The organism is Paenibacillus sp. FSL P2-0136 (assembly GCF_037975325.1).
Lineage (GTDB): Bacteria > Bacillota > Bacilli > Paenibacillales > Paenibacillaceae > Paenibacillus_AQ > Paenibacillus_AQ silagei.
The window spans coordinates 7,206,813-7,223,643 of record NZ_CP150244.1; the positions used below are offsets into that span (position 1 = coordinate 7,206,813).

General features: G+C 42.6%; 19 protein-coding genes and 1 pseudogene. 4 read left to right on the forward strand and 16 right to left on the reverse strand.

Features of this window, described 5'->3' with window-relative positions; all coding sequences use genetic code 11:
* Positions 1-10: 10 nt before the first annotated feature.
* The 6 genes from NYE26_RS30860 to NYE26_RS30885 form a co-directional block, all read right to left on the reverse strand.
* On the reverse strand, positions 11-715 hold the full coding sequence (locus NYE26_RS30860) for a hypothetical protein (RefSeq protein WP_339252558.1): 705 nt from the start codon (positions 713-715) through the stop codon (positions 11-13).
* Between the two features lie 205 nt (positions 716-920).
* The gene (locus tag NYE26_RS30865; protein WP_339252560.1) at positions 921-1,331 is read right to left on the reverse strand and encodes a hypothetical protein; all 411 of its coding nucleotides are present in this window, start codon (positions 1,329-1,331) and stop codon (positions 921-923) included.
* A gap of 345 nt (positions 1,332-1,676) precedes the next feature.
* Positions 1,677-2,543 (reverse strand): SDR family oxidoreductase, encoded by an 867-nt coding sequence (locus NYE26_RS30870; protein WP_339252562.1) that lies wholly within the window; start codon positions 2,541-2,543, stop codon positions 1,677-1,679.
* Entirely contained in the window at positions 2,540-3,049 is a 510-nt protein-coding gene (locus NYE26_RS30875) for a hypothetical protein (protein ID WP_339252564.1), read from the reverse strand. Before NYE26_RS30875 ends, NYE26_RS30870 begins: the two co-directional genes overlap by 4 nt.
* Positions 3,050-3,177: 128 nt before the next feature.
* Complete coding sequence (locus NYE26_RS30880; protein ID WP_339252566.1) at positions 3,178-3,723, reverse strand: MarR family transcriptional regulator; 546 nt, start codon at positions 3,721-3,723, stop codon at positions 3,178-3,180.
* A gap of 156 nt (positions 3,724-3,879) precedes the next feature.
* Entirely contained in the window at positions 3,880-4,785 is a 906-nt protein-coding gene (locus NYE26_RS30885; RefSeq protein ID WP_339252568.1) for a YafY family protein, read from the reverse strand.
* 73 nt (positions 4,786-4,858) lie between these two features.
* On the opposite strand from NYE26_RS30885, the gene NYE26_RS30890 reads away from it, so the two are divergent.
* Complete coding sequence (locus tag NYE26_RS30890; protein WP_339252570.1) at positions 4,859-5,392, forward strand: dihydrofolate reductase family protein; 534 nt, start codon at positions 4,859-4,861, stop codon at positions 5,390-5,392.
* A gap of 158 nt (positions 5,393-5,550) precedes the next feature.
* On the opposite strand, the gene NYE26_RS30895 is transcribed toward NYE26_RS30890, so the two are convergent.
* Positions 5,551-6,663 carry a serine hydrolase gene (locus NYE26_RS30895; protein WP_339252572.1) on the reverse strand — a complete coding sequence of 371 codons (1,113 nt, stop codon included), beginning with the start codon at positions 6,661-6,663 and terminating at the stop codon, positions 5,551-5,553.
* 158 nt (positions 6,664-6,821) lie between these two features.
* On the opposite strand from NYE26_RS30895, the gene NYE26_RS30900 reads away from it, so the two are divergent.
* A complete protein-coding gene (locus NYE26_RS30900; RefSeq protein ID WP_339257672.1) occupies positions 6,822-7,757 on the forward strand; it encodes an AraC family transcriptional regulator in 936 nt (311 codons plus the stop codon).
* Positions 7,758-7,818: 61 nt separating this feature from the next.
* Here the strand turns inward: NYE26_RS30900 and NYE26_RS30905 are convergent, their stop codons facing one another.
* Together NYE26_RS30905 and NYE26_RS30910 are read right to left on the reverse strand one after the other, a co-directional pair.
* On the reverse strand, positions 7,819-8,223 hold the full coding sequence (locus tag NYE26_RS30905) for an effector binding domain-containing protein (protein ID WP_339252573.1): 405 nt from the start codon (positions 8,221-8,223) through the stop codon (positions 7,819-7,821).
* Positions 8,220-8,801 (reverse strand): MerR family transcriptional regulator, encoded by a 582-nt coding sequence (locus NYE26_RS30910; protein WP_339252574.1) that lies wholly within the window; start codon positions 8,799-8,801, stop codon positions 8,220-8,222. The genes NYE26_RS30905 and NYE26_RS30910 overlap by 4 nt, the downstream gene beginning before the upstream one ends.
* A 196-nt stretch (positions 8,802-8,997) precedes the next feature.
* Between NYE26_RS30910 and NYE26_RS30915 the strand changes: the two are divergent.
* Positions 8,998-9,266, forward strand: a pseudogene (locus NYE26_RS30915) (sialate O-acetylesterase); the annotation flags it as partial.
* A 117-nt stretch (positions 9,267-9,383) separates the two neighbouring features.
* On the opposite strand, the gene NYE26_RS30920 reads toward NYE26_RS30915, so the two are convergent.
* Positions 9,384-9,566, reverse strand: coding sequence for a hypothetical protein (locus NYE26_RS30920; protein ID WP_339252575.1), 183 nt, complete (start codon positions 9,564-9,566; stop codon positions 9,384-9,386).
* 15 nt (positions 9,567-9,581) lie between these two features.
* A complete protein-coding gene (locus NYE26_RS30925) occupies positions 9,582-9,716 on the reverse strand; it encodes a helix-turn-helix transcriptional regulator (protein WP_339252577.1) in 135 nt (44 codons plus the stop codon).
* 146 nt (positions 9,717-9,862) lie between these two features.
* Here NYE26_RS30925 and NYE26_RS30930 point away from each other — a divergent pair, with 146 nt between their 5' ends.
* Complete coding sequence (locus NYE26_RS30930) at positions 9,863-10,285, forward strand: HEPN domain-containing protein (protein ID WP_339252579.1); 423 nt, start codon at positions 9,863-9,865, stop codon at positions 10,283-10,285.
* Positions 10,286-10,740: 455 nt separating this feature from the next.
* Here NYE26_RS30930 and NYE26_RS30935 read toward each other — a convergent pair whose 3' ends face one another.
* The 5 genes from NYE26_RS30935 to NYE26_RS30955 form a co-directional block, all read right to left on the reverse strand.
* Positions 10,741-11,115 (reverse strand): HNH endonuclease, encoded by a 375-nt coding sequence (locus NYE26_RS30935; protein WP_339252581.1) that lies wholly within the window; start codon positions 11,113-11,115, stop codon positions 10,741-10,743.
* A gap of 180 nt (positions 11,116-11,295) precedes the next feature.
* Positions 11,296-12,027 carry an HNH endonuclease signature motif containing protein gene (locus NYE26_RS30940; RefSeq protein ID WP_339252583.1) on the reverse strand — a complete coding sequence of 244 codons (732 nt, stop codon included), beginning with the start codon at positions 12,025-12,027 and terminating at the stop codon, positions 11,296-11,298.
* Positions 12,028-12,218: 191 nt separating this feature from the next.
* Entirely contained in the window at positions 12,219-13,496 is a 1,278-nt protein-coding gene (locus NYE26_RS30945; RefSeq protein ID WP_339252585.1) for a DUF262 domain-containing protein, read from the reverse strand.
* On the reverse strand, positions 13,493-14,701 hold the full coding sequence (locus NYE26_RS30950) for an FRG domain-containing protein (RefSeq protein ID WP_339252587.1): 1,209 nt from the start codon (positions 14,699-14,701) through the stop codon (positions 13,493-13,495). The genes NYE26_RS30945 and NYE26_RS30950 overlap by 4 nt, the downstream gene beginning before the upstream one ends.
* Positions 14,702-14,912: 211 nt before the next feature.
* Entirely contained in the window at positions 14,913-16,826 is a 1,914-nt protein-coding gene (locus NYE26_RS30955) for a hypothetical protein (protein WP_339252589.1), read from the reverse strand.
* Positions 16,827-16,831 lie beyond the last annotated feature (5 nt).

A 16,831-nucleotide genomic window follows, 5' to 3' on the forward strand; every position in this document is an offset into this window, starting at 1 on the left:
TTATCACCGTCTACAAAGCGTAAATTCGATCTTTTAGTTCGCTGATAGATTTCATCATACTTGTACACGATTCTGTATCGTCGATCGATGCGTGCCAGCGCAATCCATCTATCCCTTTATAATACGCCATACATAAGAACCTTTCCTTGAAGTCGGGAATGATGATTTTCCGATTCTTGCAGTACTCCATGAGAAGCTCCGGTATTCGCAGATAAGGCTTGTTTAAGTCCATGATTGCAAAATCGATCAGGCAGTCTCCAATGCCAGAGTAGCTCCAGTCGGGAAACCCCACCGTGGTTTTCCCATCCGTAATCATGTTGATGAAAAACGTAAAGTTATTTACTAAATAACGTCTGCCCTCGCAATAAGGAATTCGCGCCTCCATCTCTTTGTAGTACTGTTCAAAGAAATCCCGTTGCAAAACCGTCGTTCCGAACATGTCCCTCCAATTATACCAATACCCTTCTTTGTGCTCAGCAAACGTGTCGATCAGAAAATCTCTGCAACTCTCATATTCAGGTGTGCCATCCTCGTTGAACCGTCCGTAGCCCCCTATTCCCGATATGTCAGACGTATGAATTTCAAATAGACTGTCAAATATCAGCTCGTGACAATCCTTGAATTGTTCGGGGCTTAATTGATCGGCCACGAACCCATTTGGGGTCATATTGACCTTATCGGATAGCATGGACCGCAAAAAATCATCTTTACTCATCTTCTCATCTCCTTAACTTGATTCACAACTCACTGCCATCAGGTGCGCATCTGATATGTAAAATCATAGCATTGGATAGATTTAGGGAATAGGCAATCAATGGCTTAAAGCGACTTTACACAGGTTAAAAAACTTGCCCCTACTTATAATATGTACTGAAGGCCACCGAAGTAAATCGGCAGCCTTTGCAATTATGCATTCAGCTTCAGTTCTGCTTGCTCCTAAAATACTCTGCTGTTTCATGAATTTCATCATTTTCTGAGAATAATCCTCGATCAATAAATACTTTTAATAATTCTGGAGCTACCTCTCGTGTCACTTCTAGTAATCTAATGTATTGCCATTCGTCCGCCCAATCAATACTTCTATTAACAACTTCAGGATAGTATTGTGTCAACCACTTGAGTGGTATTTTCTTAATAGCATCTCTTGCTAAAGTAATTACAGTTATGTTCTGACTCTCGCAAGCATAATTAACAAGAACCCCAAGCACTTTCATTCCAATTTCAATTGGCATCTGGTCGAGGGTTTTTAGACTTTCATAGGCATCCGGGAGTACTTTGTCAAGCGCTTTGCGTAACTGTAACTCGTAGGGATCAACTAATTGGCTGTCCATTATATTCACCTCCTGACGTTAAAGAAATACCGAACATTTTAAACGGATTCGTTTAACCATGTTTCCGTTCCCACCTTTGATGTTATTTTAGAATGTTTTTCTCCAAGTGTATATGAACCCAAAAAAGATAATACTCCGTAAAAGTACTTTATTTAAAATCCTCCATTATTTTGTAATTCCAAAAAGCTCGCAAAAGTCCGTTTGCTCCATCTTCGCTGCTACGCGTGACCCCGCCTCAACCCATGTCCTTCAAGGCTCCGTTCCAAGCCTGCTGCGGGATTTTCCGAAAAACTTGCCCCTACTTATGATACGGTTCACCGGAATGTTCCTTAAACTAAGGTACCTCTACCGGAAATTGTTTACACACTCCTGCAGAAAGGCTTCCAGCTTACGCGGCTCTCTGCCGAGCAGGCGACTCACAGTGTCATTTGGACTTTCTGGAACCACCCTGGACATGGATTGAATCTCCACAACATGGTTCGCAAGCCATGGAGGCATATTCCCGTGTTCAATAAGATTACGGAGTAGTTCTTCGGGTTCCATATTGATGTAACTTATTGGCCGATTGAGCAAGGCGGATAGTCGTTCCGCGATCTGTGGATAGCTGAAAAGCTCTGCACCCGTAAGCGTATATATTTGGCCTGAGACCTCAGGGTTAGTTAGAGCTTCTGCGGCAACATCTGCGATATCACGGCAGTCAATGAAGTTACACGGAGAATTGCCCATGGAGCCGAAGAAAACATTTTGAGTTGTAATCGTTGGTGCAAAGCGCATTAGATTTTGCATGAATGCATATGGGCGCAACACGGTGGAGGTAAGACCTGATTCCCTTAGCACTTTCTCAATTTCTTGATGCCAGCCCGCCACTGCTACTGGGGAGCTCTGCTCAAAGGCAGGGCTGGATATTTTCACGATGTGCTCGATTCCAGATTCGCCTGCAATCTGAATGATTGAAGTTTCCAATTCGATTTGTCTTGGACTGTTGGACATAGCGAGGAAGAGCTGGCTGGCACCTGTAAAGGCGCAGCGCAGCGATTCGGGGTCAGCAGCATCTGCCCATACGACCTCGATAGCCCACGACCCCTTTTCTCCGATCTGCTTACGCAACTTCTCTGGCTCTCTGCTCAGAGCCCTGGCGGGCACGCCAAGATCAGCCAAACGTTCCACCAGCGCACTGCCTATCATACCTGTTGCTCCCATAATAACTATCATTTTTTTCTTCTCCTTTTGGATGTCAAATGGGTTGTGGCGGCAAGACGCCACCGCCATGTCACTATCGTGCTGGCTATGAATCCAGACAACGGGAAATCGATCCAGGCGCGATCGACCCAGGCCATGTGATGGCCCGGTATCATAAGTTCTAGTACACCAGATGTCACCCATGCCGCGCATAGGCCAAACAAGGACCCGGCTATTGCTAACCCTCCTACCACAACCAAGCGAGGTGCACCTGTGACCCATCGCATATGGCCCACTCGGCTGCGCAACAAAAGGCCAATTATCAAGGCCATCAAGGCCGATGCACCGCCGATTGTGGTTAATGCTCCGATTTGAAGCCCCCTATCAGCAGTAACCAATCCCCCAATACCTGCCATGATGGCAGGAGCAGCATAGGCCATTACAACTTCACGCCATAGTGCAAAGGGCTTTTTCCTGGAACCCACAGTCTTGATACCGTAAGCATCATCTGTTGGATTCGGGTATTTCATCTGGTTCATTTCGTTGCCCCTTCTTTCTTCGAGATCAATCCATTTGAGTGCTTTCAGCGAGATATAATTAGGAGCCTAACTATATAGGAGTAAAAATAGGCTAGCATGACTAGCCCATTCTACTCAATACTGATGTTTCACTTTGGTTTCGAGCCTGGTTCGTCCGTAAGTGCAGAGATGCCTTGTGTAACCCGGCCTAGCAAGTCGAGGAATACGGTGCGCTCGTCTATACTGAGTAAGCCCACCGTGGCCTCCAGCCAAGCGAAATGCTCAGGAGCCATTTCACGTAGCTTCTTCGCTCCTTCTTCCGTCAAAATAACCGATCTCTGGCGGCCATCCTTTGAGCTTAACCGCCTAGATACTAGGCCATCTCGTTCAAGAATGTCGATCAGACCAGTCACTGTAGCACGTGTAACGCCTAGATGCTCTGCTAATTGCGAAGGCAGCTCTTCTCCTTCGTAATCCTCGAGATCTGCCAATACACGATATCGACCTGTTGATAAGCCGAATCTGGAGAAATGAATCTCCGAGGCCTGACCAAGCTGGGCTCCCGCTGCCATTAGCCTAGATGCGACGAGTATAGCCTGTGCGTCTATGTCTAGGTTATAGCGATCAATCTGACGCTGAGATTGTACAAGGGAGGGAATAGCCTCCATGTCATTTATTTTTCTATTGTTGTTCATAGATATAGTATGGTACCTAATTACTTTCGTGTCAACCAGCTATCTTTAATTCATGTCGTCTGCGATCCGCTCATGCGCTTTTTGACCACTGATCCCGACAGGAATGATCGCATCAGCATCACTGTCAACACCCCGAGAAAATGGATATTGAGTATTTTATGAATACTGACTTATAGTCTTCTCTAGTAACTCTCTGACGGATTCCTGCAATTCCCTTGGAGAGACCACCTTTACTTCCGGTCCGTATGCAAGCAGCTTCTGCGCCGTGAACGGGAACTCTTCCACAGGAATATAGCCGCGCCATTCCCTGTCCAGAACTGATGCGAATAACCGGTCCGACTCCGCTAGCCTTACGCCCATATCCGTAAAATGTAATATGACTTCGGTGCTATCCCTGGTCTCCCCGGCCTTCATCCATGCTGCGAGCGTCGGAAGTGAATCCTCTATTCGGTGAGGCCCTTCCTCCAGCTGCTCCATCCGATCAACCCGATACAGGCGAATCTCACCCTGCTTGCTGGCGGGCATATACCAATACCCTTGTTCATAATAAATCCCGAGCGGATAGACCTGCACATTCTTCTTGCCGCTGCGGGAATGATAAGCAAATGTAATCTCTCTCTTCTCCATGGCTGCACCTAACACCTGGGTCGTTAACGGCGCTGGGCGTATCGAAGAGTGCTGAAGAACGGCAAGATGCTGCTTCGAACGCCTAATCAGATCCCGCACATCATCCGGCAATCCGGAATAATACTGATCTGCCAGTTGAGCCCGGATGATTCCATAGGGAAAGTCCGGAATATGCTCCAAATATTCAATCATCAGGAACAATCCCAACGCCTCGTGCTGTGTTAATTGAAGGGGTGGCAAAATCCGGTTCGGCAGCACCCGGTACCCCCCGTGTATGCCTACCTCTGAATACAGAGGAACCCCCATCTGCTGCAGATAATCCAGATCGCGTTGGATCGTCCTTAGCGATACTCCGAATCGTTCTGCCAGCTGGCGGGCCGTAAATTTGGTCCTTGAATCCAATGTCCGCATAATTTCCAGTCTTCGATTAATCAATAGCTTCACCTAACTACGTCATATTTTGTCATAGTTCAAGTGTATCATTGAATCTAGAAGGGAGCGATTAACAATGTCAAAACATAAAGTTGTGCTGTACATCGCTATGAGTCTGGATGGTTACATTGCAAGGCCCGATGGCTCTGTCGATTGGTTGTATGAGATCGAAGGAAATGGAGGGGATAACGGGTATAGTGAATTCTATGGAACAGTAGGAAGCGTAGTGATGGGGCGAAATACTTATGAAGAGGTACTGAAGCTAGCCGATGAATTCCCCTATGCAGATAAACCGGCTTTTGTCCTTACGCGTTCCGGGCACCCCCCTGCGCCACATGTTGTTTTTACAGGCGAATCCATTGACCGGCTTATCCCCCGGTTACAGCAAACCTCAGAAGGCAAGGTCTGGATTGTAGGCGGTGGATTGCTTGTCCAGAGCGTCCTGAAGCTGCAATTGCTGGATGAGCTCCAAATTGCGCTTATTCCCACCCTTCTGGGAGAAGGCATTCCCTTATTCCCTGACGGAACAGCGCCAGAGAATCTAACTTTAACCCATTCCGAGCGAATGGGTCAGATCGTGATGCTTCATTATCAAACACTTGGGTCATAATCTCCATGATCGAGGGGTAGTTATGATATGGTTCACCGTAACACTCTAACAGCGAAATTAAAGAGCATTCGTGTGGGTGCCCTTTAATTGTCGTATAAATTCGAATTTCAACGTTGATTGGAGTTCAATAAAACAGCGGCAGGCTAGGACTATGTCCTCTATTTGTTCTTCACCGCTTTAACCAAGCTCTCGATAAACTGGATAGGAAGGAGGGTATCCTGGGGATTCCCGGTAGCAGCCGAGTTCACGACGATCACTAGATTCAGGTCGGGTACGATGGTCAGATATTGGCCGGCATAACCCATACCGAAAACTGCCTTGTGCCCGCCGTACTGATTCATCCACCAATGGTGGCCATATTCGCCGAAAGACACATTCCCCTCCGAATGCCGAGAGGTCGATTCCCGGATCCATGCTTCCGAGACGATGCGCTTGCCATCCCATACGCCACGGTTAAGCACCAATTGGCCAATCTTGGCCAGATCCCTTGGCTTCATCTTCAGGCCGAAGCCCCCTGAATTCGAATCGTCCGGTGAACGGGGCCACTTCACGCTATCAATTCCGAGAGGACCCAACAGATGCTCCTTGGCAAAATCGAGTTCGGATTGCCCAGTCGTTTTCCTGAGAATCGCCGCCATTAATTGGGAACCGCCTGTATTGTAGTTCCATATTTCACCTGGCCTAGAATCCATCGGTTGGCTGAGTACAAATTGGTTCCAGTCCTTGGTCTCCGTCATAGGCTGGATCATATAATTCCAATCAGTCCATTCCGGGAAATGCAAGCCACTTGTCATGCTGAGCAAGTGCTCTAATGTAATGGATCTCTTATCGGGTGAATCGAACAACTCCTTATATTCGGGGAAAAATGACTCTATCGGCTCATTTATTCCTTTCAGATAACCTTTGTCGATAGCTATCCCGATCAAGAGCGATGTCACGCTCTTGGTGATCGAGTTTATAGCCAGCTTGGAATCCGACATGCCATCCTTGTAATACTCGGAGACAATTGTGCCGTCCTTAACAACTAGCATGGAGAGAACCGGCGATTCCTTGGCATATTGCATCACTGCTTCGACTTCCTTGGGATCCATCTCAACCTGCTCTGGAGTGCCGATCGGCCACTCCCCGTTTGGCAAGTTGATCACCTTGGAGTTGCCGGGGGACATCACAGGGGCTAAGGACTTTTCGGAAGAGCAAGCGGACATGGTAAGGATCATGCTAGCTGCCCCTGCCAACATGGCCAGCTTGGCATAACGGAATAATTCGGTCATACATTAACACACCCTTTAAGGTTATTATTCTTGCTTCCCTTATGGTAGTGTAATGGGCGAGTATCATCTTCCAATTTCTTGCTACCCGATTAACAATTCTTGCTATAATAGAGATAGGATTGAATCAATAATGAAAATAAGGGGGGACGGTGAAACGGATGGTGGTAGCCAAAGCGTTGGAATTGGAATACCGATACCGGGTCAACCATGTCGTCAACTACATGGAGGAGCATCTTACGGAGCCTTTAACCCTTAAAGAAGTGTCGGACGTGGCCGCCTTCTCCCCCTTTCACTTCCATCGGGTGTTCAAAGTGGTGATGGGCGAGAACGTGCACGGGTTTACCCGGCGGATCCGCATCGAGAAGGCAATCAAGCTACTGTTGTTCCACCCAAACCGGAGCATAACTGATATCGCCTTGGATTGTGGTCTGCAAACCCCGGCCCACTTTTGCAGAGTGTTCCGTGAGCATACCGGGCTGAGCGCTTCCGAATGCCGGGACAGGTTTCCTCTCCAGACGATTGCGGAACGGTTCAGGGCCCGATTAACCTTTGAAAAGTCCACTGAACTGTCCCGCAAGCTGGCGGATCTCCCGATTGAGATTCGCAACCTTACTCCAATGAATGCTATCTACGCCCGGTATAGGGGAACCATCAATGAAGGAGAAATCAATTCGGACATTAAAGGGCTCTTTGAGCGGTTAGCCTCGTGGTTGGACGCGAGAGAAGCACTGAAAAAAGGATGTTTGACGGTCGGACTCATCCTCGACGACCCTTTCATCACGCCGGATGGCAGACACAGGTATGATGCCTGCATTACAACGGAGCAACAGATGACGCCGACTGGCGATCTGGGCATCCGGACGATTCCTGGAGGCAAGTACGCCATGGTGCGGATTTTAACAGACAGACAGGATATAGCGAAAGATTTGCTGCACCTGGTCTCCATCGAGTGGCTTCCCCTAAGCCCGTATATATGGGACGTTTCACGTCCGGCCCTGGAGATTTACTTCCCCAACTCCCTTCACCATCCGGATGGACAGTGCGAAATGGAATTCGGCATCCCGATCAAACTAAATGAAGCAAGCTTCTGGTAGCTGAACGCCCTCTCTCTTCAAAAGTTTTAAGGCCATCCTTTACGGGATGGCCTTGTATCATTTACCGGTTCAACTTTGACTTTATCGGAAGTAGTAAATCCAATTGTACCACCTTGTCGATTTCCTCATTGCTTAAATGATACTGGTTGATGTAATTCAAATGCTCTTCCTTTGAACCATACATACAATCGGGATCTCCCCAGTTCGGTTCATACTCCTCATGGTGCTCGACCCACTCGGTCAACCATCCCCATTCCTCGAAGTTGCCCATGGGAATCATGTGAGCTGCGTATAAGCCACCGGTAAAATGCTTCTTCACGAACGGTTCACGTACCTCTAGATCATCAGGTATCGTTACCCATCTCTCGTACCCATGGTCCGATCCATCCGGTTGGACTCCATTCGGATGATTAAATCCATAATGCCGTAGATCAGGCTTGAGTTGGGCCAGCTTCGTGTCCATCATAAACTTTTGCAACTCATCCCCGTTTCATACTCCGGTAATTTTCCAATTACTTGGATCGAAGCCACTGGTGAAGGCGGAAGGTAAACAATCCGTACATCCTTAAGCGTGGATAAATGTTGATCTGCCTTGATCAAATCGTTCATGGATAGGTCCTCCTTGAGATTACTTTTGGATAAAGGAAGGGCTTCAACGATCTGTAGCAGAGTTTTATCCATCCAGACTCCCGGGTTCAGCTTCACTTCGGCATGGAGCTTGAGTTGATCTACCAAGTTTTGCAGTACATTGTGAATGACAGACAATGCCGTCATTTCGCTGGATAGTTCATAGATCTTTTCTTGGAACACAGCAAGTGCGATCCTGGACTCATCACTCTGCAGAATCCTTTGAATTTCCTTCAACGGAATTCTCAGCTTTCTTAGAACTAAAATCTGTTCTAATCTTACCAATGAACTCTCCTCATACGTGCGGTAAGCATATCCCTCCTTCTTCACACTTTTAAGCAGCCCGATCTGCTCATAGTATCGAAGCATTCTTGTGGAAACTGGATAGTTTTTGGTAACCTCGCTAATGGTTTGCATTCCGTGAGCCCTCCTTTCCATCAAAAGCATAAAGTACGACACGGCGTCAAAGTCAACATCCCTATGAAAAAAATAGTGTAGAAATCCTGTGGACCTTGATGCTCTAATTCCAGGCATAATGATCATTAATTAGTCTAATCAGACTATATAATGACTCAATTAGTCTATATTAGTTATGTAAAGGAATGAAAATTAAATGATAAAATCATTTTTAATGCTGGGTCAATCTAATATGGCAGGCCGTGGATTTTTGGATGAAGTGGCCCCTATATATAATGAAAAAATAAAAATGCTGCGTAATGGACAGTGGCAGAAGGTGGCAGTTCTTTGAATGATTGGCATCCGGAGGGCATCCTTTTTCAGCATGCTTTGTCCGAAGCCCGCTTCGCCTTGCGGTCCAGTCAAATCTGCGGAATTCTTTGGCACCAGGGTGAGAGCGACAGTTATCATTCGCTGCATGAAACTTAATGCAGCCTTGATCCTTTTAGCTTAACGGGTCTATCGGCGGAAACAAAGGGCGGCCTGGAAGGCCGCCACTGTTGTTTATACTATGAATAAATTGGTTTGCTTCATAATGATTCTTTATAATAATTCCTTCAGTACATTTTTAGCCACACGTACCTTCTCCTCATTGGCCTCACGGAGCATGCCTACCATATCCTGAATATCACGCTCTGCTGCGGTAACCATGAACTCTTCACCCTGGTATGCAAACAACTGAATGACATTCACCTCGAGCGATTCTGCAATCTTATGTAAATTCAATAAAGAAACGTTCTTTTACCCACGTTCAATCTGCCCTATGTATGAAAAATGAAACCCGCCTATCTCCCCAAGCGCCTCCTGCGACAGGCCCCGCTCTTTCCGCAGAGCACGAATCCGCGCTCCCACCTGCTTCAATATTTCCTTATCCATCACAGTATTCACCTCTCCATGTCCAAAGTGTAGACAAGTTTCCTAAAGGTAAACACCAATTAATAGATATTATTATTTATTATAATATTTATAAGTATTATAATAGGTGTAATACTTTTCCAAATATGCTATGGGAGGCTTTCACTATGGGAAAAAGCTTGCAAGAGAAAATCACTGACTATATAAGTCTAGCCCGTTATCACATGAAATTAGCTCAGATTATGAGAAATCACAAGCAATACAAGACTGCATTCTTTCTTTGTCATTCAGCCCTCATCTCCATGATTCGTGCGTTATACATCTATGAGAATAAGACAGAGTTCGGCTCGGAGATATCATTAAATGATCTGTTACTCCTGATACATACCGACTATCATCCTGGGCTAGAGATTGTGGCGTTTGTGGGTGAATTGAATTATCTCGTTAATGGGGAGGGGAAGGAGTTAGAGATGATAACGGACGAGGATATGAAGAGAGTGATGAGACGGGCGGGTGAGGTTTTAGATGAGTTGTGTTGGAGGATGGGGGGGGGGAAATGGGAATGTAGATGGAAGGCATCATGGCGATAAATTTACCTTTTGGCGCTAATGTGCCCGTCTCTGTTACACAACCCCTTTAAAGGGTTACTCTCTATCCTACAGAATGTTGTCCAATACCTAAAATAGTGTGACCTACCTCGTCTTGGGTCTTCAACGTAAGATTAAATTAAGACTATATGTCTGCTCAAAAAAGCACAAGTCAGTAGCTTGTGCTTTTTGCATTATATGACGTGAATATCACTCAGTAAGAAATTGCCTTCTTTGATTTTTTTATACTCATCGGCCATAACAATGATGTGCCTAATAGCAGGATTCAATTATTATTGCCTCTTTAGTTCATGAGCAATTTGAGAAAATATACTTGAAAGGGTAATCTCCAACCCGCCTTTAGCCTGATTCATATGAAAACCAGAATTACTAAAAAAACGTTTTATTAGCTCCTTATCTGCCAGCATTTCATTTACATCATCTACGCGATCTACAAGTTAAAAAGTTCTTAATTCTCTCATGATATCTTCTTGAACCAAGGATGTGTAATCTTGCTTTTCTACCCAATCCAAAAACGCCTCGCGAGACTTCGTGTTCGGAGCGCGGTCATGACAGCTCTTACACATCAGAAATAGATTCTCTGGGATATCCTCTCCATCGAACTGACGGGCAATTATGTGGCAACGTTGAAGAGGTACCCTATCCCAGTTATTTATTATATCTTCACGTGTAGCACTGGGCTTGTTCAAATCATATTTAGCATCAAAATGTCGTTTACATGCCCAACAACAAGGCTCCCCCCAGTCAAATCCCCTCTTGTCCAACCATTCCATCCAATGTTTAAAAATCTGGGCTTTTGTTGGCATAGCCATTTTAAACCCCCTGTGTCGTTTTATTTTTCATTTTCAATTTACTTTTTTGGAGAAAAGGTGATAAATAACAACTTCTTAAATCAATTGGTTAGAAGGTATATCAGCTAGGGAGAACATCAAGCCCAGTGAATAGCTCAAGTGATTTCGGAAATATAGTTTCACTAAAATGGGTTATGCTTTTTAATTCATCATCAGTAGATTATCTTTGTGTCTCAAATAAACAATCGCTATAGGAAAGCTTGATGGAGCACCCTTTCCCCCCTCTAACACCCTGACTTCACGTGCACCGAAAACGTAGTATTCATGATCTAATAATTCCTTTATCATTTTAGTTATTTCAAAACCGTATCTAACTCTTTCACCCGATTCAAAATCGCTTAGTAAATCTCCAAAATCATGTAGGTATTGTAGAAACCCTGAAATCAATTCAACTTCATTTTCATTTTTTGGTTCATCATGATCAAATTCATACCCCATTGCTCTATCCAAAATATTAATGATTTCTTTTCCGCCTGTAATCCTAGGTAATTTTTCAGGAATATTTTCCTTTATCCTTTTAATTCTCGGAGGTTTATCTTCTTGCTGGTCAAGGCTTTTAGATACCCAAAGCTCATGGTTGACTTTAATTTGTTTAATAATGTCTTCGGTAAATGTCTCAGGTTGGTCATCAATCATCTTGTGATGAATGCGACATAACAGAATTAAGTTATCATAAGTATCTATTACATCTTTAGGACGGTTTTGATCGTGTCTAGGCCCATTCTTTTGACCAGAAATAATATGGCATTCCTCGCCGACAATTGACGAATTATCTTTTTCAGTCTCATCAATAATTAGTTTTAGCTTGCATATGGAACATCTATTTCCTGATCTACCCCATAGTATCTTTCTAGTCTTATCTGAGATCGACATGGGATCCCCCTTATAAGTACTCTCTCATCGTCTCTATTATTCCTTTATATCACTCTGTCCAACATCTTTCTTAGCACTATTCCACAAAAGTTTTCGCCGTCATTTATGATAAGGTACACCGTACCACTCTAACTGCGAAAAAAGGATGCTTTTTCAAAAGCATCCTTAACAACAATGCAGGCTTCAAATTGCTAAAACAGCGGAACTGTGTAGCGGTTATTTTCTTCAAAAACTTCGACTTCGCTTATCTTAGACTCTAAAAAATTCAATGAAGTAAATTGCATCTTATGAATTTGATGTCGTAAGAATAAATAATTTATTACATTTTTCATATTAGTAGAGGATGCCTTATATGATATATCAGCAATTGGGGATAAAGATAAGATTAATTTAATATCTGAGATGAGTCCTTCATTTTCAATGACATAATCAAAATAATAGCTTATGGTAGCTAATACAATTGATACACCCATAAGAAATTTACTTTGCCTATCCTTTTCCTCATTTATCATACTCGTAGAGAAAGGATACTCTATAGCTTCAGATATTTTTAAGGCCAAATTATTAAATTTATTGAACTTAATTTTAAGTTCGTCTAGTTCTTCGTTACCAACACTTTTGTATAGCTTTGATTTTCTTTCAAGAAACCTCTTTGAGGCGGTCACACCATCTCTAACATTTTCCTGTAATCCTGATTCTAAGATACTAAGGATTACACAGATCTCCTGGTGATTTTTTTGTTTATCATTGCGGGATTTTGTTATGTTATATATCTTAAATAATTTGTCCTCTACTGTATCCTCACCTTCATTATCCTGCTCCATCTTTTCTTCATTTCTTTGTATAAGAGTGTTGATAAAGTGACTTATATATTTACTTGTCTCGGAAAAATATGTAGCCATCTCTATTTCCTGAATTTCTAGCGGCTTCGTGTTTCTATTATATCTTTTAAATAACTCAATTTCAGTATCTGAATCCTCAAAGCTTTCGAACTCTAGGATAGACAAATGACTTCCCAATATTTTAATTTTATCCTTCTTGTCTAGCTCTGAAAACTTCTTTCCTTCATAGTTAGCGTCTCCACCTAAGATATCAAGACTTTTAAGGGGAAACTTATTGTTAATGTATCTATAGATTGCGTTAAGTCTGTGCTGCCCGTCCATTACATGTCGTATTTGCATCTCGTTTTTACCCGATATCACCAGGAAAATCTCTGGTATTGGTATTCCAACTAATAATGATTCAATTATTGAACTTTCCTCTTTTACAGATGATCTATAAATTCTTTGGTAATCTGGGCTCAAAACAATTCCTTGTAGAACTTCCATCTCTGTTTCATCATTGATATCCTCAATATTTAATTTTAAATATTTCTCTCCTTTGTCTATAAACTTAACTATATCTTGAACTGAAATGAGTGGCCGATTCGATTTAATTCTCATTATTGATTCTTTTATTTTCTCTCTCATCTTCCCCGGTAACCCCCCATCACTTCTTCATAATTAAATTTTATCGATTTCACGACATTATCTTTATCCGGGTATATGTTTTCAAATGTAATACCCAAATTAAACAATTCCTTCAGTATTTCTTTTTTACAATCTTTATTTATAATTACAATCCTACAAAAATTTGATAGTCTTCTTTTGAAGTCTTCTCGATCTTGAGGAGATACCTTTAAAAAACAACCTTTTTGGAAATGAATCCGTTCGTTTGAGTTACCCAATTTAATAAAATAAGATCTTGCTGAGTATCTTCTCACAGAGTCCACGACAGTTGGTACAGAATAATCTAATAATTTTTCCTCTAAGCTTACAGCGTCCTTATTGTATGCTAAAGAATCAATAAAAAAAACAATAGAATGCTGCTGACTATAGTTATAATCTTCAATCGCGAAAAGTAATGAGATCAAATGAGCCTCTGTAAAATCTAAATAATCAGTAGGCAAACCAAAATGTTGCCCTTCGGCTCGTAACTCCTCCCCCGATTTGTTTTTAATTTCCTTATCGTAATATATGATCTTTTGTTTAAAAGCACCCTCATAAATATCTGAATGTATCTCGTAATCCCTCTCGAATCTTCTGTGCAATGAAGGCAATAAATCAAAACTACAATCCTTTTGTCCTCTAGACACATAATTGACCGCATTATCTAGCTCAGAAACAAATGAAATAAATTCGCTCAGTCTTGAAATAAACTTAACATTAGTTTCAGGCATTTCAAATTTACTAGCAATTGTATTAACAACATTGTAGTCTTTGTACTTTTCCTCTTCCTCAAATTTAAGGCTTACAATCCTCTCCAATTTTTCGAAATCTACTGATGAATCTGTTTTACGACTTAATTTCTCCAAGCTTTCTGCATCGAATATTTCACCTATTTTTAGCTCTTTAAGAATACTTATATCAATTTCATCTATCTGCTGCTCTTTCTGGAGAATAAAATATGATTGCTTTAAATAAAGCAAATTAGACTCTACAAATTTATAACACGGGTCATCTTTACTAAGAGTCTTGGAAATTTGCTCACTAATCTGACCATCATCTAAGTTTGTTAGTTTTTCGACTTCTGGTTCATATGCCTTAAATATAGCTTTAACTCTCTCTTCATTTTCGCTCAAATCAATTTCTCTCAACTCGGTCAACTCAAATAAATCTACCTTAGTAGCTTCCAAATTATTCGCCCCCCCGTTTACGACAGTATCTATCTTAGATTCTACTTTTATAAAATCCAAAAGTCACCAGTAGTTTCAATTTCATTACTTTTCGCCCTACTTATGATACGGCTCACCGTATCATTCTAACGGCGAAATGACAAAGGAGATGTCGCCACGACATCTCCTTGAAGACTACTAGTTCTCTCACTTTCTTCAAAGCTAGATAAACTCATGCCTTATGTCCCGATTCACTACTCTCATACATCCAAACATCCGCCTGATCTGCAGTTAATAGTGAGAATGTATATTCCCCTTTACTTGGTATGTACAAATATATATTCTCTCCATATTTTGGCTTATGTGACTTATACCATCGCTGCAAGCCTAGAATCTGATATCGACCTTCATCCAAGCGGTCGACCCAGCCCTCATATCTGGCACCTGCGATGTCCATCACGGTATACTTGGTATACTGCTGTAAGGCGGGGAAATGTTCAATGATATACCGTTTAATTAGTATGCGGCCCAACTCAAGGCAGTGTTTTGATATAAAGTACTCGACCATAACACCGTTTTCAAGTTCGTATATCGTAGGGTTGCCATCTGGAAGAGATAAACGAAAAGGGAATTTGAATCGGAATAGATCACGGAAAGACAACTTCCATTCGGTCAGTGCATAAACACCACGCGCCACTTGATGGATGCGCTCATTATCCGTGAGATCAAGATGCAGCGTCCCCTCATTCATATTCATCCCTCGACGCCGCAATTGTCGACGCATTTCAGACTTATGAACTGGCCTGCCCGCCGTTTCGATAATTGAAATTAGTATATCTCCTATCCGGTTATGAATCTGTGGATCATATTCGATCAGGCCCCATTCGCGTAATGCCCAATAACCCCGGCTTGGGCGTGAAAGCTTCGGCTCTGTCAGAAAAACGGAGGAGATTGAGTTATTGTAATTCCTTCGTCGCCGAATCTGGGCCTCCAATTCGGTGTATGGCATGGGAGAACCATTCTCCTTAAGCACTAAATATGCTACGTCACCAAGACGCATTCGGTGAAATGGAGCATGCTGCATCGCGTACACATACCCACCTACAATTGCAACTTCACCCCAACTTTTCAGGAACGGTTTGAAATCCCTTGTGTGCATATTTAAGCCGTGAGAGTTAGCAATCATCTCAGCATGCTTAAATAACTGAGTAATAGGTATTCCCTCCCTCGCTTCCGCTAAATACTTTAATAATGATGGTACGATGATCCCCAACAGTTCATCGTCCAACGGGCTAATGTTCATCCCAAATGTATCATTTGAATGCCCCTTAAATTCAGGCCAAAATTCTAATATTTTGATTATTTCGGCTACTTCGTAACCCTTGAGTTCCTTTACAATTTCATTTACAGGTAAAGTTCCGCTCTCATTTAGTAGGTTTGTGATCCTGTCGACCAGCTTCAAATCCACTTGATGTTCCCACTTTTTTAAGATCCAAAACTCTGTATCATCAATCTTGATAACTGGTAGTAGATTTAACATAAATGTGAACATACGCTTTAATCCAACTGTTGCCGGGACGATTGCCATACTTTGATAGATTAATTCCTCTATCTTTAGGGGTCTTCCAGACTTTACAAATGTCGAGATAATTGACTCATCCCATGGCCTCTGCAGAGAATGAGCATACCGTGATATCACCTTGACTTGATCAGGCAAAGCGGATTTCGGCATCCAGTTATTACAATTTAAAGGAATGAGTTCATCCTGCAATTCAAGCAAGATATATACGACTTTATAGGACAAGGGTATCTCTTTCAGTGCTTTGGGAAGATACCATTTGCACATATTTACAACTTCAATAACTGCACTAATTATATCCTTCTTCTGTAAGCCATAAACGCTACAAAGCTCTTCCAATTCCACAATAGTTTCGATGGTTCCGTACACATAGATTTCCCTACTTAATAGCTTCCATCCATGTGCTTGCAAAGTACTCCAAGCGCTTTTTTCATTAATACCAGTCACTTCACACCAAAACATCAAGTCGTCGATGCGAAAAGATAGCTCGAATAGCCTTGTGAACGAACAATAAAATTTTTCTGCATCCAATTGTTTAAAAGTTGATATTACTGTTGATAGCTCCATAATTC

Coding starts and splice junctions, on each gene's coding strand:
- NYE26_RS30860 (WP_339252558.1), bottom strand. CDS start 715: ATGAGTAAAGATGATTTTTTGCGGTCCATGCTATCCGATAAGGTCAAT.
- NYE26_RS30865 (WP_339252560.1), bottom strand. CDS start 1,331: ATGGACAGCCAATTAGTTGATCCCTACGAGTTACAGTTACGCAAAGCG.
- NYE26_RS30870 (WP_339252562.1), bottom strand. CDS start 2,543: ATGATAGTTATTATGGGAGCAACAGGTATGATAGGCAGTGCGCTGGTG.
- NYE26_RS30875 (WP_339252564.1), bottom strand. CDS start 3,049: ATGAACCAGATGAAATACCCGAATCCAACAGATGATGCTTACGGTATC.
- NYE26_RS30880 (WP_339252566.1), bottom strand. CDS start 3,723: ATGAACAACAATAGAAAAATAAATGACATGGAGGCTATTCCCTCCCTT.
- NYE26_RS30890 (WP_339252570.1), top strand. CDS start 4,859: ATGTCAAAACATAAAGTTGTGCTGTACATCGCTATGAGTCTGGATGGT.
- NYE26_RS30895 (WP_339252572.1), bottom strand. CDS start 6,663: ATGACCGAATTATTCCGTTATGCCAAGCTGGCCATGTTGGCAGGGGCA.
- NYE26_RS30900 (WP_339257672.1), top strand. CDS start 6,822: ATGGTGGTAGCCAAAGCGTTGGAATTGGAATACCGATACCGGGTCAAC.
- NYE26_RS30905 (WP_339252573.1), bottom strand. CDS start 8,223: ATGATGGACACGAAGCTGGCCCAACTCAAGCCTGATCTACGGCATTAT.
- NYE26_RS30910 (WP_339252574.1), bottom strand. CDS start 8,801: ATGCAAACCATTAGCGAGGTTACCAAAAACTATCCAGTTTCCACAAGA.
- NYE26_RS30925 (WP_339252577.1), bottom strand. CDS start 9,716: ATGGATAAGGAAATATTGAAGCAGGTGGGAGCGCGGATTCGTGCTCTG.
- NYE26_RS30930 (WP_339252579.1), top strand. CDS start 9,863: ATGGGAAAAAGCTTGCAAGAGAAAATCACTGACTATATAAGTCTAGCC.
- NYE26_RS30935 (WP_339252581.1), bottom strand. CDS start 11,115: ATGGCTATGCCAACAAAAGCCCAGATTTTTAAACATTGGATGGAATGG.
- NYE26_RS30940 (WP_339252583.1), bottom strand. CDS start 12,027: ATGTCGATCTCAGATAAGACTAGAAAGATACTATGGGGTAGATCAGGA.
- NYE26_RS30945 (WP_339252585.1), bottom strand. CDS start 13,496: ATGAGAGAGAAAATAAAAGAATCAATAATGAGAATTAAATCGAATCGG.
- NYE26_RS30955 (WP_339252589.1), bottom strand. CDS start 16,826: ATGGAGCTATCAACAGTAATATCAACTTTTAAACAATTGGATGCAGAA.